Below are 21,805 nucleotides of genomic sequence, written 5' to 3'. Positions count from 1 at the left end.
GGACGGGTGACCGACCGAACCCCTTTTGCGGAACCGCCGGATACCACCCGCCAATGGAGGTACTCGTCGTCGGGGCCGGTGCGATGGGCCGCTGGATCGCCGACGTGCTCGACGCGGACGTCGCCGTGGCCGACGTCGACGAGGCCGTGGCACGTGAGACGGCCGCGGCCGTCGACGCCCGGGTAGTACCACTCGACCCGGCCACCGGCATCGGCGAGGCTGCCGGCGACGCGGATGGGCCATCGGCCGATTTCGACGTGGTCTGTCTCGCCGTCCCGATGCCACTGGTGGAGGAGGCGGTCGTCGCTCATGCCGACCGTGCTCGCGGTGCAATCGTCGACGTAACCGGCGTGATGGCGCCGGCACTCGACGCGATGACCGAACACGCTCCCGATCTGGAACGGTGCAGTTTACATCCGCTCTTCGCGCCGGAGCGAGCGCCCGGCTCCGTCGCCGTGGTCACCGACGAAGGAGGGCCCCTGATCGACGCGATCCTGACCGACCTCGAAGCCGCCGGGAACGACCTCGTCGAGACGACCGCCGCCGAGCACGACGCGACGATGGAATCCGTCCAGGCGGCGACCCACGCGGCGGTACTCGCGTTCGGACTGACGGCCGATCCGGTTCCGCAAGAGTTCGAGACGCCAGTCTACGCCGCCTTGCGTGAGCAGGTCGAGCGGATGGCCGGTGGGACGCCGCGCGTCTACGCGGACGTCCAGGCGCGCTTCGACGGGGCAGCCGCGGTGGCCGCGGCCGCCGAACGGGTGGCGAGCGCCGATCACGACGAACTCGACGTGATCCTCGCCGGACTCCGTGACCGATGGGGAGCCGACGGAGGTGACGGCGCGTGACGGATCACCGCGAAGCGGTTCGGCAGAACGCGTTGTATCTCCGGAACGTCAGGCCGATCGACCCCGACGAGATCGTCGAGTACGTCGCGGGCCAGCCGCATCCGGCTGTCGTCCGCCAGCTCCTTCGCGAGGAGGCGCTCGACCTCGGCCTGGTCGAGCGCGACGACGGCACCTTCGTCCCCGTCTCCGACGAACCGGTTCCCCGGCGCACGGACTCGATTCGCGAGTTTCCGGCCCGGTACGCCGAACGCCTCGACGACTGGCTGGCAGAGCGCTACGGACCGAACTGGCACGAGGGTGCCTCGGGCGACCTCCTGCGTTCGACGCTCCGCCGGACGAAGGCACAGTACCTGGAGGGTGGCGCCGTCACCTACGGCGAAGACGTCGCGGCGAGCTACGCGATCTACCACCTGCCAGGCTACTACGCGGCGATCCAGTACGCGCTCGACGACCTCGCCGAACGGGCCCTCCTCGATCGCCACCTTCGGGTGCTCGACGTGGGCGCCGGCGTCGGTGGACCTGCTCTCGGCCTGTTCGAGTATCTTCCCGACGATGCCCTCGTCGAGTACCACGCCGTCGAACCCAGTGCCGCGGCAGATGTCCTCGAGGCGATGCTCGAAGAGACCGGCCGCAACGTGCACGCCACGGTCCACCGGACGACGGCGGAGGCCTTCGAGCCGACCGACGGCACCGACGACGGGACGTACGATCTGATTCTGGCGTGTAACGTCCTCAGCGAACTCGACGAGCCGGTCGCGGTCGCCCGGCGATACGTAGACAGCCTCGCCGACGACGGCTCGCTACTCGCGATGGCGCCCGCCGACCGCGAGACGGCCATCGGTCTGCGCGAGGTGGAGCGCGCCCTGGAAGGGGCGGATTCAGGTGGTGCGGCCGAAGACGCACTCGACGACGCCGACGAACGCCGTGGGGCCACCGTCTACGGTCCCATGGTTCGTCTCTGGCCGGGTGAGCGCCCGTCCGACCGCGGCTGGTCGTTCGACGTCCGTCCCGACCTCGCCGTCCCCTCTGTCCAATCGCGTCTCGACGAGGCCGCCGACGATCCCGACCACGCACGAGGCGAGTTCGTCAACGTCGACGTGCAGTTCGCCTACAGCGTCCTGCGAACGGACGGGACGCGATACTACGATGTCTCGCTCGATACGGATCGCTGGGCGAAGATGGCCGAGATGGACCGCCACGTCTCGAACCGCATCGACCTCGTCGCGGCCAAAGTGAGTCGATCGCTGAGCGAGGCCGGCGAGGCGTCGGGACCCGGCAGCCGGACCGCTACGAACCCGCAGAGCGGTCCGGCCGACGACCCGAATCCGCTCTACAAGATCTCGGACGGTAGCGAGGCGCGCGACCACTACGCCGTCGTGACGAAGGAGACGGCACTCAACCGGCCGCTGCTCGAGGCCGACTACGGCGATCTGCTCGCGTTCGAGTCGGCCCTGGCGCTGTGGAACGACGACGAGGGGGCGTACAACCTCGTCGTCGACGAGGAGACGGTCGTCGATCCGCTCGCGTGACCCGATCGAGCGGGTGACCAGCTAATTCGGAGACCGGCTCGGCACCTGGCCAGCCACTCCGGCGACGGGTTCGGCGCCTGGCCAGCCACTCCGGTGAATCGAGACTCCGACGTGTTTTTCGCCGTTCGCCGTAACGACACCCGTATGGACGACGAGCTGGAGATCCTGGTGACGAACGACGACGGCATCGACGCGCCGGGGATCCGGGCCATGGCGGACGGGCTTGCGGCCGTCGGCGACGTCACGGTCGTCGCGCCGGCCGACGACCAGAGCGCCGTGGGTCGACGCCTCTCCGACGAGGTGACGGTCGAAGAACGCTCGGACGGCTACGCCGTGAGTGGGACGCCCGCAGACTGTGTCGTCGCCGGCTTCTCCGAACTGGTCCCGGATCCGGACCTGGTGGTCGCGGGCTGCAACGAGGGGGCGAACCTGGGCGCGTACGTCCTCGGGCGCTCCGGGACGATCAGTGCCGCCGTCGAAGCTGCGTTCTTCGGTGCGCCGGCGATCGCCACGTCGATGTACATCCCCGTAGGCGATGGGACGCTCGCCGACGTCGAGACGACGGCCGCGGACTTCGCCGAACCGGTCAGGGCGACGCGGCACCTGATCGAGCAGTCGATAGCAGGTGGCGTCTTCGACGAGGCCTCGTATCTGAACGTCAACGTCCCGAAGGACGCCGGTGAGGGCCTCCCGATGGACGTCACGTATCCCTCGACGCGCTACGAGATGACCGCCGAGCGCGACGGAACGACCATCACGGTCGAGGACCGCGTCTGGGAGTCGATGGATCCCGAGACTATTCCGGATCCGCCGGGTACCGATCGGCGGTCGGTCGCGGAGGGACGAATCAGTGTCTCTCCCCTCGTCGCGCCGCACACGACGGGGTCACTCGACGCCCTGGAGTCGATCGCGGCCGCCTACCCGGAGAGCGACCGTCGGTGATCGCCTCGTCGTCCGAACCGGCCGATCCCGCGTCAGCTGGCCGTCCCGGGTCCCTGGATGCGACCTGTCTTCGCAAGCAGGGCGTTCATTCCGTGGAGGGGAGTCGTCTCCACCGACGGGCGACGTCCGCCACCGATATGTGAGTCCGGGGAAAAGGACAAGGTAGGAGGGCGTCGAAGGACGACCAATTGCGAACGGTGATCAACACATGGTACTCAAAAACCTCTGGTCCCAGCTGTCCGCCAGGTTTGGGGAACCTGTCGAGGAGGCCGACGCAGGACCGACGGACGCGAGCGGGGACGACGAAGAGACGCTGAGCTACGCCGAGCAGGTCGAATACGGCGTCGACGAACGTGATCTCGCCGACGAGGATCGCATCCTCAGATTGCTCGTCAAACGTGGCGGGCGGGTCGACCGCGGGACCGTTCTCGAGAAGACCGGGTGGTCGCACGACCGCCTCGACGACGTCGTCTCCGAGATGGAAGACGACGACCAGGTCAGCGCCATCACCGTCGGGCGCCAGGACATAATCTGCCGTCGCGGATTCGAACCCAAAGGCTACCGGTCTCACCTGAACGAGTGACTGCGAAATTATCGTGTGACCGCGCTACTGTCGTGCGACTGGACAACTCCGTGTGACCGCGCTACTGTCGTGCGACTGGACAACTCCGTGTGACCGCGCTACTGTCGTGGGCCTCACTCGTTCCGGCGCGTCGGCTGGGACCGAGCGAGGACGGGGTTAGCTACCACAACCCTCTTTGTTAGCTGCGTCTAATCCGTTCGCACGGATGGACGAGATCGTCGACGGGTGTCGTGAACGTAGCCGCACGTTGGCCGTCGGGAGACGCTCTCCGTACCGACGTCGGTCTGCGGGTGGACGAGGATGAGTGCGTTCGTCGAAATCCTCGTCACGGCGTTCGTCGCGCAACTTCTGGCCCTTCCGGGGGAGAAGGGCCAGCTCGTGATCGCGAGCCTCGCGACGCGCTACAACCCGTACATGGTCGTCGCTGGCGCGGCCACGGCGTTCGGCGGCTGGACGGCCGTCGAGATCCTCCTCGGGAACGCGCTCAAGGGGGCGCTCCCCGTCGCCGCGCTGGACGCCGTGACCGCCGGACTGTTCGTCGTCTTCGCCGCGTGGCTCCTGTACGGGTCTCTCGGAGCCGGCGACTCGACCGATCGTGGGGGATCGGAGCGCACACCTTCCGGAGCGGCCGCCGACGCCGGGCCGGTGGCGCCGGGGAGTGCGACGACGGACGGCGGTGCAACGGCGGTCGATTCGACCCGCTCGTCGCACCTCGACTCACACGTCTCCCCCGCCTACCGCGGGTTCGTCCCCGCCTTCTCGATGATGGTCGTCGGCGAATTCGGCGACAAGACACAACTCGTCACGATCGGACTGGCGGCCCAGTACGGTGCGTCCGCAGCGATCTGGGCGGGAGAGATGCTCGCCATCGTCCCAGTGAGCCTGGCGACGGCCCTCGTCGTCGACCGAAGCGCAGCTCGCCTCGACGGCGGGTGGCTCCACCGTGTCGCCGCCGCGGTCTTCCTCGTCTTCGCGCTGGATATCGCGGCGGAGTACGTCGTCGGGGTCTCGCTCCTGCCGATCTGAGCGCCGGCTATCGGGACCGATGCGACCGACTCGCCGACCCCGTCGAACGCGGCGCACACGTCCCGGAACCCCCGGGCTGGCCACGCGTCGTTCAGCGAGCCTCGTCCGCGGCGTCGGTCGAGCACGGTAGGGGGTTCCGTCGACGCTCGTGACACCGGGTTCGGGTTCCTATCGGGAGCCGAGCGCGTCTACCGACGACAGCTATCGACGACATCGGCCCCGGGCACCGTTTCGCACCGTGGCGACGACGTTACACGCCCCAGAGGGCGACGATACCGATCGACGTGACGACCGAGAGCAACAACTGGAGCGGGCCGCCGACCCGAAGGAAGTCGGTGAACTCGTACTGTCCGGGCCCGTAGACCATCAGGTTGGTCTGGTACCCGACCGGCGTCGAGAACGACGTCGCCGCGGCGAACGTGACCGCGAGCAGGAACGAAAACGGATCGGCGCCGAGTCTCGTCGCGGTATCGACGGCGATCGGCGCCATCAACACGATCGTCGCGACTGGGGTGATGACGTTCGAGAGAATTCCCGTCACGAGGTAACAGAGTAACAGGATCCCAGCGTGCGGCAGGAAGGATTCCGTCCCGCCCAGCGCCTCGGCGATGACTGCCGACCCGCCCGTCGCCTCGAGGGCGATCCCAAGCGGCAGGACACCCGCGAGGAGAAATACCACGTTCCAGGAGACCGCATCGTAGGCGTCGCTCGTCGAGAGACAGCCGGTGACGACCATGCAGAAGACGCCGGCGAGTGCCGAGATGACGATCGGCGCCAGTCCGAGCGCGGCCACGCCGATCACGCCCGCCATGATCGCCACCGCGAGTGGCGTTTTCGACGAGAGTGACGCCCGTTCGGTCGACTCGTCCGCGAGCAATCGGTCGAGCGTGTCCTCGTCGACGACGACCAGGTCTGTCCCGTCGGCGAAATACTCGATGGTTTCGGGGACGGTCTGGATCAACAGCAGGTCACCTGGTTCGAGACGCCGCTCGCCCAGATCGGTGCGGAGCAATTCGCCGTCTCGACGGATCGCGAGCACCGTCGTCCGGTAGACCTCCCGGAGGTGTGAGTCGGCCAGGCGCTCACCGGCGAACGACGACTCCGGCGAGACGACGGCCTTCGCGAGCACGTCGTCGCTCGCAGCCCCGTCGAACGTCTCATCCGTGACCGATCGGCGGAGCAGTTGTGAGAGTCCCTGTGTACCGACGAAACGATTGACCGCCTGCAGCGTTCCGTGAACCGTGAGGACGTCGTCCGCCTGAATCCGCGTTTCCGGGCTGACAGACGCGAACGAGACCACGCCGTCGGCACCTGCATCCGACGAAGCCGGCGTCACGTCGGAACGGTCCGTGGTGTCCCCGTCGCCTTCGCGACGGTCGACCGTGTGGGTGTCTCCTGCTATATTGGACGCCGTCGTTGAGTGTTCGATCGGTGGCTCGGTTGTGGCCGCTCCGCTCGTACTCTCCTCGTCGTACGTCAGTTCTGGGCCGTCCTCGCGTCGCAACTGGAGAATGCGAACCTTGGCCGTCGATCGTGATTCGAGCTCGCCCACGGTCGACCCGATGGCCGATGCGTCGGGGCGCACCCGAACCTGGGTGAGGTGATCCTGGAGGTCGAACTCGTCGACGAGGTCCCCTTCGACGGGCGCTCGCCCGGGTGTCAACCAGCGGCCGACCGTCATGAGGTAGGCGAGTCCGACCACGAGGATCACGACGCCCAGCGCGCTGAACTCGAACAACCCGATGGGGTCGCGGCCGACGAGTTCGACCGCGAACTCGCTCGCGAGCAGGTTGGTGGACGTCCCGATGAGCGTCAACGTGCCCCCGAGAATGGCCGCGTACGAGAGCGGGAGCAAGAGTTTCGAGGGCGACACTCCCGTCTTCTGTGCGAGTTCCGAGATCATCGGGATGAAGACGGCCACGATCGGTGTGTTGTTGACGAACCCCGCGAGCGGGCCGGCAGTCACGATGGTCGCAGCGAGTGCCCGCGTCTCGCTGCCGCGGGCGAACCGTGCGAGCGACAGGCCCAGCCGCTGGACGAGCCCCGTCCGCTGGATACCCGCACTCAGCATGTACATCGCGACGATGGTTATCGTCGCCGTGCTGGCGAAGCCGGAGATGGCGTCGCCGGCGGACACACCCGTCACCGGTTCGAGGACGGCGAGCGAGACCAGCACGCCGATCGCGGTCGCGTCGGTCGGGATGACTTCCGTGACGAACAGGATCAGTGTGACAGCGATCAGGGTAAAGACGACGAGGGCACCGGTCGAGAGAACGGGATCGGTCATCGGTCCGGACCCACCGATCGACGCCCCTCAACGTCCCGGGACGGCGTCGGGATCGGACGGGATTGCGGGCGCTTCGATTCTGGACGACGATCGAACGAACGCACAGGAGACGGTGCTCGCGGGTCCCCAAAACAGTTTGGATGCACGACTGTCGCCGAACCCGACCCGTCCGTTGGTCTCCGATCGGTCGCGCTTCGATCACCACGTCTCTTCACACTGGCAATCGAGTGAGCGGCGTGCCAAAATCGCCGCTTGTCTCGGCGAGGCTACCGCTGGACCGACCGACGTTCGATCCGGGAGCTGGCCCCGAGCTCCCGTCCGTAGGCAACCGTTACGGGCGCGGCCAACGGGCTGGGTGGGTTTCTGAACCTTCGAGCGACGTCGTCCAACCGACGTTCGACGGGACGAAGCCGTCATTACCGGGGACGGACGAGCGGAAAACCCGTATTTCGCGTGGAACGGTATCGTCCATTTATGGACACGTCTCGCCCGGGACGTGAGAGAGACATGACCCACTCACCACCCGGGCGAGACGGACAGCGACGGCGCAGGAATTCGTCGCGACGGCGCTTCCTGCAAGTGACTGCCGCAACCGGAGCGGTCGCGAGTCTCTCGGGCGTCAGCGTCGCGCAGGACGACGAGGACAACGAGACGGACGACAGCGACGGGAGCGACGAGCAATGGGGGGACGTCGTGACCGACGGACCGACGATCGGCCTCGAACTCGTCGGCGAGGGTTTCACTTCGCCTGTCGGATTCGAGGTCGCACCAGGTGACGACGACCGATACTTCGTCGTCGATCAACTCGGCCAGATCCACGTACTGGAAGGAGCCTCGAACGGCGACGGCGGTCCACTCCAGCGTCGGGACGAACCGTTCCTCGACGTGAGCGATCGGATGGTGGAGGTGAGTGGCGGCACGGGCGAGTTCGACGAGCGGGGGTTGCTCGGACTCGCGTTCCACCCGGACTTTCAGGAGAACGGACGGTTCTTCGTCCGGTACAGCGCGCCGCCGACCGATGACACGCCGGAGGACTACGACCACACGGCCGTCCTGGCGGAGTTCACTACCGCGGACGACGAGCACTCGACCGCGGACCCGGAGTCCGAAGAGAGACTGCTCGAAGTGCCGGAACCGCAGTTCAACCACAACGCCGGGGCCGTGCTCTTCGGGCCGGATGGCTACCTCTACGTTCCTCTGGGCGACGGGGGGAACGCCGACGACGTCGGCCTCGGTCACGTCGAGGACTGGTACGACGAGAACGACGGCGGGAACGCCCAGAACACGACGGACACCCTCCTCGGTGGAATCCACCGGATCGACGTCGACGCCGATGGCGACGGTGACCGGCCGTACGGCATCCCCGACGACAACCCGTTCGTCGAAAGCGACGCGGGGTTCGACGAGTACTACGCGTGGGGGCTGCGCAACCCGTGGCGCCTCTCCTTCGACAGCGAGGGGAACTTCTACGTCGCCGACGTGGGGCAGAACCTCTTCGAGGAAGTCAACATCGTCGAGAACGGCGGCAACTACGGCTGGAACGTCAAGGAGGGGATCGAGTGCTTCAGCACCGAGAACCCGGGCGAACCCGGCGAGGACTGTCCGAACGCGACACCCGAAGACGTCCGCGGCGGCGAGGACCTGCTCGACCCGGTGATCCAGTACCCACACCTCGTCGACGGCGAGTCGTTCGGGATCTCGATCACCGGCGGCTACGTCTACGAGGGCGAGGCCGCCTCGGAATTGCAGGACATGTACGTCTACGGCGACTGGAGCCGAGGGTTCGGGTCGCCTGACGGGTCACTGTTCGCCTCCCCGGTCGCAGAGTACGAACCGTCCGCCGACCGATCCGAGGACGATCTCTGGGAGATTCAAGAGCTCTCGGTCTCGGATGCGCCGAACGATCGGATCAACCGCTTCGTCCTCGCGTTCGGTCGCGACCACGACGACGAACTCTACGTCCTGACCACCGCGCGCTACACCGACGGCGAGACCGGCGAAGTCTGGCGCATCGTCCCCGAGGGTGAAGGCGAGACCATCGAACCGCACGAGGACGCGGTCGGGAGCGAAGAAGAAGCAGATGACGAGGACTCCGACGGCGAGGAAGACGACGAGATGGACGACGACGCAGCCGACGACGATGGAGGTGACAACGAAACCGACGACGAGTCCGTGGACGGTGCCGGAAACGAGACGGTAGACGGCGGGAACGAATCCGTGGACGACGGGACGGACAACGAATCGATCGAAGACAACGACGGCAACGAGTCGGCGGGTAACGAGTCCGGCGAGTGATCGAGTAGCAGCGGGGACCAACGGTTCGCTATCGTCCGGAGTGAACCCGACGTGGCGGAACCCTGGCCTCCGGGAGTATCGGTAGAGAGTCGGCTGTACGGATTCTTCCCGTGGTGAACGCCGTGAGCTGTCCTCCCGTCAGGCTGAACGTATCCCCAACTTCACTCGTCAACCGCTACCGTCCGAACGTTCCGCTCCGCACTCGCCTCACCACGTTCCTCGGCGACGACGTACTGCACTTCCACGAGGAACGCCGCGTCCGTCTCCTCGCTGATGGCCTCGTAGATCCGGTCACTGAGTTGCGGGTCCGGCCCGGGATCGAACCCCTTGACCACGACGATCACGCGCTCGACCGATCGGGCTGGGTAATCGTCGTCTAGTACGACCGTCACGTCGTCGTTCGTCACCTCGTTGTACTGCGGGTCGTCGAGGAGCTGCTCGACTTCGTCCTGGGCGGTCGCCTCGAGTTCCGTCGTCTGGAAGTCGTTCAGCGTCAATCCGGCGAGGGGTACCGCCAGCACCAACAGGCCGACCGCGAAGACGGCGATGTACCGCATCGTCGCCCCTCGGGTCGGCGCCACCTCGAAGAGGCCCTGGGGCCGGTAGCCGGCGACCCAGAGGGTCACCAGCGCCGCCAGGTTGATCGAGAGCAGGTTCACCGTGACGAGGATCAGGGCGCCGAGCGCGGCGCCGTTCATCCCCCAGGCGGTCGTGATGCCGACGGCCGCCGCGGGTGGGATGAGCGCGGCGGCGATCATCACGCCGACGATGGCCTCGGAGAACCCGCGGGTGAGACTCAGGATGCCGGCGACGCCGGCCCCCAGGGCGACCAGTACCGAGAACAGGTTCGGCGAGACGCGCTCTTCTAACTCCGCGACGAGGACGATGTCCACGCCGGCGGGCTCGAGACCGGCCAGACGAGCGAGCGTCGCGAGGCCGATAGAGGCGAAGACGACGACACTCACGCCGAGGGCCTGGTAGCGAAAGCCGCCGCGTCGAAGGGCGTCGTCGCCTGTGACGATACCGACGCTGGCCGCGAGCGATGGACCGAGTAAGGGCGCGATGACCATCGAGCCGACGACGACTGCCGGAGAGTCGGCCAGTAGCCCCGCTGTCGCGACCACGGCGCTGATCAACAGCATGACGAGGTAGATCGACAGCGCAGGTGTGAACTCGTCGGCCTTCGTCCGCAGCACCTGTCGGGACGTGCGCGCCCCGCCTGCACCGCTCCCGCTGTACTGGTCGCGGACCTCGTCGAACGCCTCGGAGACGACCGTCTCGGCGTTGACCACGACGACGTGGGCGTCTTCGAGGTCCACCTGCGCCAGATCGTCGAGCACCGGTTCGACCGCGTTCGTCGGGAGGGGAAACCGGACGACAGAACTGTACTGGGCCCCGCTGGTCTCGTCGCTCATGACGTAGTTGATTCCCGCATCGTCGAGGACGCTGAGGACGGCCCCGCGCCGCCCCTCGGGGATCGCGATTTCGACGTATCGCATCGTCTCCACCAACCACGAACCGATGGTTAGTACCACGTTGCGGCGGGTTCGATGGTCGAGACCGACGTGGATCAGGCGGCGACATGGTGCGCAAGCTGGAACCGGGTGCGTTCATCACGGCCGTCGTGTCCGACGGGAGGTCGACTCCCTGGCCGAATACAGGCCGACGAGCAGCGGGAGTGCGATCCGACCACGTTCATCGGGTCGCGAAATCGGACGTCGATCGGGCCAGGTTCGATAGTGATCGAGCCTGGTTCGACTGTGATCTGGCGTGATTCGACTGTGACCGAGCCTGGTTCGACTGTTCTGGCACGGACGTTCCGTAGAATAGACGATCCACAAACTCGAACGGCTCCTTCCAGACCGACACTAGCAGCCGGACGGATCGCACCGACACGCCACGAGGCTGGGATACTGACGGAGGGTCCTGACGTGTGGTATTTTGTACGAGCGGGTCGGATTCCGCGGTATGCCAGACGACGAAGCCGACACCGAGATCGAAGCGTCCGAGGAGACCGAACACGAAGGCGAGCGCGTGATGAATCGCGCTGACGGCGCCGCGATTCTGCGAGAGGTCGCCGCCGGCGTCGAGGACGGCGAGATCGCCATCGAGGGGGAGAACGGCTTCACGGCGACGATCCCGGACCGTTTCGAACTCGAGGTCGAGTACGAGGTCGCCGAGGGCGAGGCGGAACTCGAGGTCGAACTCGAGTGGTCGGTAGGGGACGGTGCGTCCATGTCGGCGGACGGCTGATTCGCCCGACCTCGGTTCGCCCGAGGGCTCAGACCCGAGCGCTCGACGAGTGCGGATAGGACGGTCGCGGCGGCCTGATTCCGGAAGGCCGGGTTCTTTCGGGTGTCGGCACGTCGTACCGGTATGGTGCGTGACCGATGCACGATTCCCGACGAGGACGGCGAACACCGTTCCGGATCGGGTGGCGTTCAGGTCGACGAGTCGATCGTCGCGGACGGTGGCGATACCGAGAGCAAGGCTCGTTTCGAACTCTACCGCGACGGCGTCGGCGAGTGGCGCTGGCGACTCGTCCACGACAACGGCAACATCATCGCCGACAGCGGCGAGGGCTACGACCGAAAAGACGGAGCCAGGAGGGGTCTAGAGAGTGTGAAGCGAAACGCGCCGGGCGCGCGGGTCGTCCTGACCGACTCGTGAAAGACTGCTGATTCGTGAACGGACCGTTGACCCGTGAAAGGACCGGTATCCGCCGCCTGGTCGGAAATATCACGAAACGACATATAACGGTAATTATTTATCCGGACGCGGGCGAACGCCAGAACGAGCGTGAGCCAGCCCGCGACCGCCGAGAACCGTCTGGACGAGGGTGACGAGGCGCTGGCCCGGCTGTTCGGCCACCCGATCACGATCAACGAGGTCCACGCCGCGCTCCTCGGAACGGTCGGAGTGTTGATCGGCTACAGTGTTCCGGTGCTCGGTCCACTTCTGCCGCTGTACGCCGTCCTCGGTCGACCGCGATTCCACGCGCTGGCGCACGATCACGCCGACTACTCGCGATCGATCGGCCTCCGGACGGTCCGCCACGAGCCCTGGTGGGCCCTCGCCAGTTACGTCCCGCTGTATTTCGTCGGCGTGTGGCTGTGACCGGCGGCCGAGGGTGGCGAAGACCTATGTGCCGGTACTGGCAATCGGAGTATATGGACGAGTTGTGGTACGAGGACTTCCGCGTCGGGGAGACGTACGAGTTCGACCCGGTCCGCGTCGACGAAGACGACATCGTCGAGTTCGCAACGCGGTACGACCCGCTCTCGTTTCACACGGACGCCGGCGCCGCGAGCGAGTCGCGCTACGGCGGACTCATCGCCAGCGGGATCCAGACGATGGCGCTCTCACAGAGTCAGGTGGTCGACGGCCTCTACGGCCGATCGCACATCATCGGCAGTCTCGGGTTCGAGTCGGTCCGCTTTCCGCGCCCCGTCCGGCCGGGTGACAGACTGACGACCCACATCGAGGTACTCGACCGGCGTGTCTCCGAGAGCGATCCGTCCCGCGGCATCGTCACGACGGAGCGGACCGTCGTCGATGGGGCCGACGCGGTGGTCTTCGAGGCCGTCAACAACGTCCTCTTCGAGCGCCGGTCGACGAATTCGCCCCGGGACTGATCCGTCCCGACTCGCGCACCCGCCGAATCGACTTTGGATCCGCCGAACGGATCCGGTGTTTGTCGGACGACACTACCAGGAATGCCTGACGCTCACGTGCGTTGCGGGGAAACGTTACGTCTTTTGGCGTGCTAGCATACAACATGAAAAGGCGACAGTACATCGTCGCGACGAGTGGTACGACGCTCCTCGCGCTCGGCTCCGCCGGGGCGCAGGAGGGGTCCGGCGACGAGGAGAGCGACGAATCGGAGTGGCCACCGTTCGTTCCGGACGACTTCGAGCCCGATCCGTTCGAGTTCGAGGGCGAGGGGTCGGAGATTCGCGAGGGCATCGAGATCGACGGCGGCCTGACCGTCGTCCGGGCCGCGTACGATGGTCCCGAAATCGGCACCTTCATCGTCGAGTTCGTTCCCGAGGAGGGTGACGTCGGCGACCTCTTTCAGAACCAGCTCGAACCCTACGAGGGCGAGCGCGCGGCGGCGGTCGAGGCCGGGACGTACGTCGTCGACGTCGAGGCAGATGGCGAGTGGTCGCTCGCGGTCTACCAGCCGCGGGCAGAGTCGGGTAACTCGCCGCCGGTGGAAGTGTCGGGCGAGACCGATCGCGTCTTCGGCCCGTACGAGTTCGGCGGCACTCACGTTGCGACCGGGTCACACACCGGCGAGGGCAACTTCATCGTCGAAGTCGTTCCCATGGAGGTGGGCCAGTTCGGCGGGTTCAGCGAGCTGGTGTTCAACGAGATCGGCGCGGTCGATGGGATCGAGACGGCGTTCCAGTACGAGGGGATCGGCTGGGTCGGCGTGCGAGCGGACGGCGAGTGGACGCTCGCGATGGAGTGAGCACGCCGCTTTCGAATCGAGAACCAGACGCGAGCCGCGTCCGTGGCTCCTCGTCGATCTCGGCAGCGGGGCGGTCGTCGTCGCGGTCTCGTGGTGACCTCCAGACGCATCCGGGTCCGTTGATCAGCGCACCGTCGCCCAGAAGCGAAGCGTTTGCGGCACCAGCGCCGTCAGGTCCTGGCGATCGCTCACCGGCGGGCCGTCGTCGCCCTCGTCGTCAGACCCGGTGTCGTCGGCCGCTGTATCGTCGGAGCCGGTGTCGTCACCCTCGGGTTCGAGGACCCGACGTACGTCGAATCCCGCCGCTTCCGCCGCGTCGTGGAGTTCGCCCACCGCCCTGTCGAAGACGACCAGGTCCGACTCGTACGCGTCGTCGATCGTGATCGTTCGTCGGGGGTCAGCGTGGTAGCTCCGTCTGAATTGGCCCGTCTCAGGGTCGAAGCACTCGTAGACCGGGTGCGGCACGCTGAAGACCAGCACGCCGTCGGGTCGAAGCACCCGGTGGGCCTCCGACAGACACGCGTCGAGATTGGGAACCATCTGGAAGACCCAACCGGAGAACGCGGCGTCGAACGAATCGTCGGGCAGCGGCAGGGCCGTCACGTCGCCGCGGACGAACCGCGCGTCCACGCCGTAGTGGTTCCGAAGGTGTCGCGCGTGTTCGAGCTGCGCCGCGGAGAAGTCCACACCGACGACGGTGTCGGCGCCGTCAATCGCGGCGCCGACGCTCCCCTGCCCACCCCCGCAACCCAGTTCGACGACGTCGAGTCCCTCGACGGTCGGCAGGAGGTCGGGCTGGCTTCCGCCGGGCGCATCGTCGGCGAACGGATTCGGCGCCGGCGGGTGTTCGCCGTCGGCGGTGTTCGCGTTCCACAGCGCCTGGAAGTCGTCGCTCCACTCGTCCCAGAGCCGACGGTTCGCTGATCGGATCTCGTCCATGTGAACGTGTCTGAACGACAGGGGTTTAGAGTGGGGTGGTTCGATGGACCGTGTCCAGGCGATAGCGGTTGCTCCCGTCGCCGCTGGCCAGCGAGCGGGTCGTCGAACGCCGCGTCGTGTTCGGCGATCCGTATGTGACGGGCCGTCTGCCATCGTGATGTGATACGAGCGATTGGTCTCACCCCGGACGGCCGAGGGTACTTCCTTCGAGTGGGTGGCCACCTGCCGTGGTTCGGCTGGATCGAAGAAGTGGACTGACGAAGAAGACCCTGTGATCCCCGGCCACGTGGGAGATCGTCTCGACGATACCGGTATCACCGATGCAACTTCCCGACGGGCGTGTCCGCGAGCGCTTATGAGGGTCTCGCGGCTACTCCTGGTACGGTTATCCGGCATGTCTCAACAGAAATCAGACTACGCACCCGAGACGGATATCGACGCTTCGCTCGACGACCTTCCGGCCGACGAAACGATCGAGGAGACCGTCGACACCCTCGAATCGAACGGTTTCGACGTGGTAGTCGTCGACTCGGCCGAACACGCCCTGGAGGCGATACAGTCACACGTCCCCCATGGCGCAACGGTAATGAACGGTCACTCGACGACGCTCGAAGAGATCGGCTTCGTCGAGTACCTCTCCGAGGGCGACCACGAGTGGGAGAGCCTCCCCGACGAGATCTGGAGTATCGAGGACGACGCCGAGCGCCAGGCGGCTCGGCGCGCGTCGCAGACGGCCGACTACTTCCTCGGCGGTATCAACGCGATCGCGGAAACGGGTGAACTCGTCGCCGCCGACCGCTCGGGCAGTCGGATCGGCGCCTACCCCTTCGCCGCGAGCAACGTCGTCATCGTCAGCGGCGTGAACAAGATCGTCCCGACGCTGGACGATGCCCTCGACCGCCTCGAGTCGGTGGCCTATCCGCTCGAAAACGAACGCGCCAAGGAAACCTACGGTGTCGACTCGGCGATGGCCAAACAGCTCATCTTCCGACAGGAACTCGAGGAGGGGCGGACGACCGTCGTGCTGATCCGCGCCCAACTCGGGTACTAGATCACTCGAGTGGGGGCTCCGGCCACCGCCTGCGGATGCCACCCGCGAAGAGCCGTTCTCGGTCTCGCTCGATTACAGAACGATCGACACGCAGTGTGCGAGCCCGGACTCAGATTGTTCTCCTGCTCGTTCGGACCGGATACGAGACGTGATCGGTCCGTCTCGTGAACTGATCCTCCACCATTTGTTTTCAGTTCCGGAGTATCGAGTTCGAACGGACGTATCACCAGAAGACGCACACGCCTTCGTCGGCCCGAGTGCGGGACGGGCATTTTGGTCCCGTCTCCATTCTTTCCACTCGGCTCCGACAGCCGCCACAATCTGGTCGGTAAATTCATACGTTATGGGCTAACTTTCTTTGCTATTGCGAGGTCACGATGGCTTTCATTTCGAATATTACAAACTGGCTGAAACGGTTGGGGGGATCGATTCCGGTTTCGGTGTGTGCGCGGCACGGATCGGCACTATCCGGAGCTGATCGTCGTGGATAGACCGGTCCACACCTCCGGCCCGGTCGTTCTGATGGCGGCTGTCGTCGCATTGTTGCTGTTTTCCTCACTGGTCGTGGTCGGCGTCGGTGGGAGCGAACCGTCCTCGACGCAATCTGTCGGAACGCTCGAACAGTCGGCGTCCATCTCACCGGACGACACCCAGACGTTCGCTCCCGGTGGAACGTACCCAGTCGTCGATGGGGCCCAGCGGGTGCAAGCGAACGGGACCGTCGACGAGTCCGAACCACCAAACGCTTCCGTCGATCTCGGCGTTCCGAAGCCACCGACGGGATACTGGCCCGACGAACGGTTCGATACAGCGAACACCGGCGCTGCAGAGAATGCGACGCCACCGAGACCGATCGATTCCGGGTGGCGCTTCGACGTAGAACGCCGTGACGGCAATGGATCGATGCCGGTCGAGACGGCCCTCGGAACTGACGACGTGGTGGTCGCCGGAGTGGGCCACACCGAGGGCGAAGAAGTCTACGATGGATCGATCGTCTTCGGCATCGACCGCGAGACCGGTGAGACTCGATGGGAGTCGATCGATCGCGGTTCCAGTGAGCGACATGTAACTGACATCCAGATAACTGGTGACACCGCAGTCATCGTCTATGTCGAACCAACCAACGCGTCCAACCGCGAACTTGTTGGACTTGACGTAGAAACCGGGGAGAAGCGCTGGCAGAAGGAACGAATTGAATTCACAAGATGGGGCGTTACGGCCCTTAATGAGACGGTTTACTTCCAGACGAGGTCTTCCGTTCACGCTCTCGACACGGAGACCGGTGAGACCGAGTGGACTGCAGCCCCGGAGGAAGAACGAGCCACGTTTTCTGCCACAAACGGGCCTCTTGCCCTCACCAACGACACAGTCTTCTCCGTGGCTGACTGTGAGGTTCCGGAATCGGGCACGCAAACCGGGTGCGCAGTCGCAGTCGATAGAGCGACCGGAACCGTTCGATGGGTCGAGGTCACAACCCACCGGTTCATGTCACGTTCCGACCCACCGATTCCGGTCGTTGCCGACGGATCTCTATACGTCTCAGTCGACTACTCTGCAGACACCGACATCGTCCAATTCGACGCGGTGACCGGTGAGGTACTTGCCAACGAAACTTTCAATTCCGGAGATTCGGCGGCTAAACAGGCCGTCACTTCTTCCCGGTTGATCACCAACGAGGGCGTGTACTCGCGGACAGGGTTCAATCAAACAGCCTCCCTGCCGTTCGACGCGCAACCGCTCGTCGTGGGCGACGTTGCCATCGGCGTCGCGGGAGGCGAGGTTGCCGCCCACGACCTGTCCTCTGGGAAGCGCATCGAGTCGGTCGCTCACGAGAGCGGCGGGACGCCGGACAGAATCACCGCGGTCGCGAACGGGACCGTCGTGACCGTCGACGACGGGCAAAACGCGTCGGTGCTGACTTTCGACGGACCGACCGAATCCGGCTTCGATGTCGACCCGGAAATGCCCGCGATAGACGAGCCGGCGACGTTCGAAGCCACCGTCGATGCCACCACCTTCGGCTGGGACTTCGACGACGACGGCGAGGTGGACGCGTACGGGGAGACAGTCGAGCACACGTTCGAGCGATCGGGGACGCGAGACGTCTCGATCGTCACCGATCCCGACGGCGCGGACTCACAGCGGTACGTCGAGTCCGTGACGGTCACCGAACCGGTCGTGGCATCCCTCGAACCGGACGAGCGGTATCCCGAATCCACGCCGACGACGGTCACGGTCTCCGCGGCGAACAGCTCCGGGACGGGCGATCTCGAGTTCGAGTGGACCGACGGGAGCGGCGAGGCCCTCGATTGTGGCGAAACCTGCGACGTGGCCGTCGAAGACGACCAGCCGGTCGAGGTGTCCGTCACTGCCACGGATCAGGTCGGCGAGACCGACACGACGAGCGTCGAGATCGTCCCCGTCGACGTGGGTATCGGGTTGACGGTCGATGGGACGCCGCAAGCTGATCTCTACTTCGACGAGGACGTTCTCGTCGAGGAGACAGTATCCGTCGAGGCTGGTGGTACAGCGACTCTGGACGCCCTCGAGGTCGATGGCGTGGGAGCGGCGACCGGAGACGACTCGGTCCAGTTCGCCCAGCGCGGCGAGGCGACGATCACGGCCACCCTCGACGTCGACGGAGTCGACGAACCCGTCACTCGGACCGTTACGCTTCGCGTCCACGAGTACCAGACGGAGACGGATCGCATAGAGTACGAAGCGGACAGTCGCAAGACCAGAGTCGGGGTAGCGACTATGCAGCCCGACGTCGAACTCCTGATTCGAAACATCGAACAGCGGGTCGGCGATCTACCGGCATCGATCGATTTCGACGCAGTAGAAGACGCCAGCGACGTGGTCGATTCCCCGGTCGATCGTTCCGGGTACGCCGACCATCCGGATCGAGTCGTCATCGAAACGGCTCGTGGGTCGGGGTCGTCCGGAAATCCGGGCGCATTGAGCACGACGGAACACGAGCTCGTCCACCTGGCCCAGTTCGAAATGGACATGGAGCCTGACGGCGACTGGAACTACCTCCTGGAAGGTCACGCCACGTTCGAAGCATCGACGAGACAACCGTACTCGATATACGACGAGAGACTCGACAGAACCGATCTTCTCGATTGGGGGATGTCCGGTAGAGAGTACGACCACGCGAGCGATTTCGTCAGCGCATTCTACGCCGAGTACGGCCGGCAAACGTTTCTGGACCTTGTCGAAAACACCGACGACGGTGACGACATGCGTAGCCGGTTCGCTTCGACAACGGGCGAATCGTTCGACGACTTCTACGACCGCTGGGAAGGAACCGACGACGATCCCGGGCGCGACAGGCAAGACGTCACTCATCGCGTGTCGTTCCACTACGCCGACGGTCGACTAGTCGCAGACGGGGATCTCCCAACGATCGGCCCGAGCATGGTCGATGTCGAATGGGACATTACCGGCGACGGGACGTTCAATTTGAGTGGTCACACTGTCGACTGGGCTCCGACCGAGTCTGGCGAATACGCCGTGACCGTGGCTTACGAGTCTGGAGATTCACGGATCGAACAGACCCAGCGGTTCCACGTCGGCCCGGACGACGTTCCCGATGGAGAGTTCATCGTTACTGGACTCAGTGCATCTGACCCTGTGACCGAGGGTGATACACTATCCGTCGAGGCGGCGGTCGATAACACCGAGGACGTGAGCGCGACCCAGACGATCGAGCTCGTCTCGGGCGACGGCTCGGTTCTCGACGAAACGTCGCTCTCGCTCGACGAGAACGAGTCCGACACCGTCTCGTTCGAGTGGGATACCGAGCGAGGCGATGCGGGAACGCACGCCCTCCAGGTCCGGAGCGACGACGACGTTTCGAGTCTGTCGGTCGAGGTACGATCCCTCACGATCGAACCGGCGCTCGACGTCTCCGACGCGACGCCCTACAACACGGAGACGGTCACGCTCGACGCCTCTGAGGCGACGGCGTTCGTGGACGGGACCGAAGTCGCAATCGACGCCTTCCGCTGGGATCTCGGGGACGGAACCACCGAGACGACGGACGACCCGGTCCTGGAACACCGGTTCGATGACGCGGGAACCTACAACGTGTCCGTCGAATTCGTCGTCGGCAACGCGAGCGAAACGTACGAGAAAACGGTAGCCGTCGAACACGACGACAGGCCACCGACGATAACCGACCTCGAGGTCGAGGAGTCTCGGACGAACGACTCCGCGACGGTCCGGGCAACGGTCGAACCCACGGGCGCCGCCTTGGCGTCGGTCGAACTCGGTCTCAACGCGACGTTCGCGCCATACACCGAGACCGTCTCGGTGGACGACGTCGATCCGGGGACCGTCGAAGCGACGATCCACGCAGACGCCCTCGTCGCCGACGGGAACTACACCGCCTTCGTCGAAGCTGTCGACGAGCACGGGAACGTCGCCGACCGTGATGACGGTCGGGTCGACGTCGATACGACGCCGCCCAAACCGCGCGCGACCGTCGAGGATCTCGGCCAGGACGTCGCGACCCTCACCCTCGAGGCGGACGAACCGCTCGACCTGACCGACCTCGAGATCGTCGCCGAGGGGGCGGAATCGGTCGATCGGACGCCGTCCAGTTATCCGACTCGCCTCGAAGATCCGGCGGACGAACTCACGATCGAGTTCGAGGGCGGGCTGGTCGATGGCGTCAACACGACTTACTCCGTTTCGGGAACGGTCGTCGACGACGCGGGGAACGGCGGACCGACGGCGCTCGAATCCACGATCTCGGGCTACGAGATCGAAAACGGGACTGCGTCGCTGGTCTCGGAGGGCGGCGGGTACGAGATCGATCTCGCGGTCAACGCCTCCGCGATCGGCAACGACACCGTTCGCCAGGCCGTCCTCACGGAAAGCGACGAACCGCCGGCCTCGACGACCCTCGATTCCCGGTTCGTCGCCGACGGCTACCTGAACGTCGTCGACGACGGCCTGACCGACGCCGAACTCGAGAACGCGACGCTACTGGTATCCCTTTCGGATCTTGATCCGGAACTCACCGACGATTTCGATCCTGCGGATCTCGTCGTTATTCGATCACCCGACGGCGAACCCGAATACCAGCCGATCTCGACCGACTACACGGGCGCCAGCAACGAACTGGTCGCCACTGTGGACGGGTTCAGTCAGTTCGCCGTCGCTGGTGTCGACGAGACGCCACCGATCGTCGAGAACGTGACCGTCGACCCCGGAACCGACATCGAACCGGGGGACGGTCCGGTCACCGTCTCGTTCGAGTACTCGCCGTCGATCACTCCAATCGACGTCGAAGCGTCGGTACTCGCAATCGAGGGCGCCGACGAGGGGATCGATCGGCACCTGACCGACGACCGCGCCCGCGTCGACCTTTCGGCGCTCGAAGACGGTGATTCCGTCACCGTGACGCTCACCCTCGTCGACACCGCCGGCAACGAGGTGACGGCCGAGGAGTCGATCACCGTCGGCGGAGCAGGCGGGGGACTTCCGCCTCTTCCCCCCGGCGGCGACGATCCGGGCGAGGACGAAGACGACGGTACCGACGAAGAGGTTGGCGACGAGGACAACGAGTCGCCTGACGACACCTCGGGAGACGGGTCCGACGGTGGTACTGATAGTGAAGGTGATGCCGACAGGAGCGACCGGATAGACTCATCGGGCGGCGAGGATTCTGTTCCCGGTTTCGGGGCTGCGGCAACCGTCGTAGCGCTATGTGTCACGGTCGCCCTGGCACAGCGTCGATACCGGACGTAGTTCCGTTCGTCCATCGACAGCCCGGTTTTCCCCGTCTACCGTCCGAAACAATTAGACACGCATCGCGG

Annotated in this window: 16 protein-coding genes; 13 read left to right on the top strand and 3 right to left on the bottom strand. The window is 65.6% G+C overall.

Features of this window, described 5'->3' with window-relative positions; translation table 11 throughout:
• The first annotated feature begins 53 nt into the window (after positions 1–53).
• The 5 genes from NO366_RS16835 (at position 54) to NO366_RS16815 (ending at position 4,931) form a co-directional block, all read left to right on the top strand.
• On the top strand, positions 54–851 hold the full coding sequence (locus NO366_RS16835; RefSeq protein WP_256531944.1) for a prephenate dehydrogenase/arogenate dehydrogenase family protein: 798 nt from the start codon (positions 54–56) through the stop codon (positions 849–851).
• Entirely contained in the window at positions 848–2,380 is a 1,533-nt protein-coding gene (locus tag NO366_RS16830) for a small ribosomal subunit Rsm22 family protein (protein WP_256531943.1), read from the top strand. The genes NO366_RS16835 and NO366_RS16830 overlap by 4 nt, the downstream gene beginning before the upstream one ends.
• Before the next feature lie 144 nt (positions 2,381–2,524).
• Positions 2,525–3,322 carry a 5'/3'-nucleotidase SurE gene (gene surE, locus NO366_RS16825; protein ID WP_256531942.1) on the top strand — a complete coding sequence of 266 codons (798 nt, stop codon included), beginning with the start codon at positions 2,525–2,527 and terminating at the stop codon, positions 3,320–3,322.
• 208 nt (positions 3,323–3,530) lie between these two features.
• Positions 3,531–3,905, top strand: a complete 375-nt coding sequence (locus NO366_RS16820; RefSeq protein WP_256531941.1) for a helix-turn-helix transcriptional regulator — start codon at positions 3,531–3,533, stop codon at positions 3,903–3,905.
• 300 nt (positions 3,906–4,205) lie between these two features.
• Positions 4,206–4,931 carry a TMEM165/GDT1 family protein gene (locus tag NO366_RS16815; protein ID WP_256531940.1) on the top strand — a complete coding sequence of 242 codons (726 nt, stop codon included), beginning with the start codon at positions 4,206–4,208 and terminating at the stop codon, positions 4,929–4,931.
• A gap of 250 nt (positions 4,932–5,181) precedes the next feature.
• On the opposite strand, the gene NO366_RS16810 is transcribed toward NO366_RS16815, so the two are convergent.
• Complete coding sequence (locus tag NO366_RS16810) at positions 5,182–7,218, bottom strand: SLC13 family permease (protein WP_256531939.1); 2,037 nt, start codon at positions 7,216–7,218, stop codon at positions 5,182–5,184.
• Between the two features lie 507 nt (positions 7,219–7,725).
• Here NO366_RS16810 and NO366_RS16805 point away from each other — a divergent pair.
• Complete coding sequence (locus NO366_RS16805; protein WP_256531938.1) at positions 7,726–9,513, top strand: PQQ-dependent sugar dehydrogenase; 1,788 nt, start codon at positions 7,726–7,728, stop codon at positions 9,511–9,513.
• Positions 9,514–9,674: 161 nt separating this feature from the next.
• Here NO366_RS16805 and NO366_RS16800 read toward each other — a convergent pair whose 3' ends face one another.
• Positions 9,675–11,012, bottom strand: a complete 1,338-nt coding sequence (locus NO366_RS16800) for a TIGR00341 family protein (protein WP_256531937.1) — start codon at positions 11,010–11,012, stop codon at positions 9,675–9,677.
• A gap of 469 nt (positions 11,013–11,481) precedes the next feature.
• Between NO366_RS16800 and NO366_RS16795 the strand changes: the two genes are divergently transcribed.
• From NO366_RS16795 to NO366_RS16775, 5 genes are all read left to right on the top strand, one after another.
• Entirely contained in the window at positions 11,482–11,766 is a 285-nt protein-coding gene (locus NO366_RS16795; RefSeq protein ID WP_256531936.1) for an amphi-Trp domain-containing protein, read from the top strand.
• A gap of 123 nt (positions 11,767–11,889) precedes the next feature.
• Positions 11,890–12,183 carry an HVO_2922 family protein gene (locus NO366_RS16790; RefSeq protein ID WP_256531935.1) on the top strand — a complete coding sequence of 98 codons (294 nt, stop codon included), beginning with the start codon at positions 11,890–11,892 and terminating at the stop codon, positions 12,181–12,183.
• Positions 12,184–12,312: 129 nt separating this feature from the next.
• On the top strand, positions 12,313–12,630 hold the full coding sequence (locus NO366_RS16785; protein ID WP_256531934.1) for a hypothetical protein: 318 nt from the start codon (positions 12,313–12,315) through the stop codon (positions 12,628–12,630).
• Between the two features lie 53 nt (positions 12,631–12,683).
• Complete coding sequence (locus NO366_RS16780; RefSeq protein ID WP_256531933.1) at positions 12,684–13,148, top strand: MaoC family dehydratase; 465 nt, start codon at positions 12,684–12,686, stop codon at positions 13,146–13,148.
• Between the two features lie 143 nt (positions 13,149–13,291).
• Positions 13,292–13,987 carry a hypothetical protein gene (locus NO366_RS16775; protein WP_256531932.1) on the top strand — a complete coding sequence of 232 codons (696 nt, stop codon included), beginning with the start codon at positions 13,292–13,294 and terminating at the stop codon, positions 13,985–13,987.
• A gap of 123 nt (positions 13,988–14,110) precedes the next feature.
• Here the strand turns inward: NO366_RS16775 and NO366_RS16770 are convergent, their stop codons facing one another.
• Entirely contained in the window at positions 14,111–14,926 is an 816-nt protein-coding gene (locus tag NO366_RS16770; protein WP_256531931.1) for a class I SAM-dependent methyltransferase, read from the bottom strand.
• Positions 14,927–15,320: 394 nt separating this feature from the next.
• Between NO366_RS16770 and NO366_RS16765 the strand changes: the two genes are divergently transcribed.
• Positions 15,321–15,977 carry a lactate utilization protein gene (locus NO366_RS16765; protein WP_256531930.1) on the top strand — a complete coding sequence of 219 codons (657 nt, stop codon included), beginning with the start codon at positions 15,321–15,323 and terminating at the stop codon, positions 15,975–15,977.
• A gap of 522 nt (positions 15,978–16,499) precedes the next feature.
• Entirely contained in the window at positions 16,500–21,737 is a 5,238-nt protein-coding gene (locus NO366_RS16760) for a PKD domain-containing protein (protein WP_256531929.1), read from the top strand.
• Positions 21,738–21,805: the final 68 nt, after the last annotated feature.

It is taken from the genome of Halovivax cerinus, from assembly GCF_024498195.1.
GTDB classification, from domain to species: domain Archaea; phylum Halobacteriota; class Halobacteria; order Halobacteriales; family Natrialbaceae; genus Halovivax; species Halovivax cerinus.
Note: the sequence above shows the minus strand (reverse complement) of the source record. Positions and strands in the feature narration are given on the sequence as shown.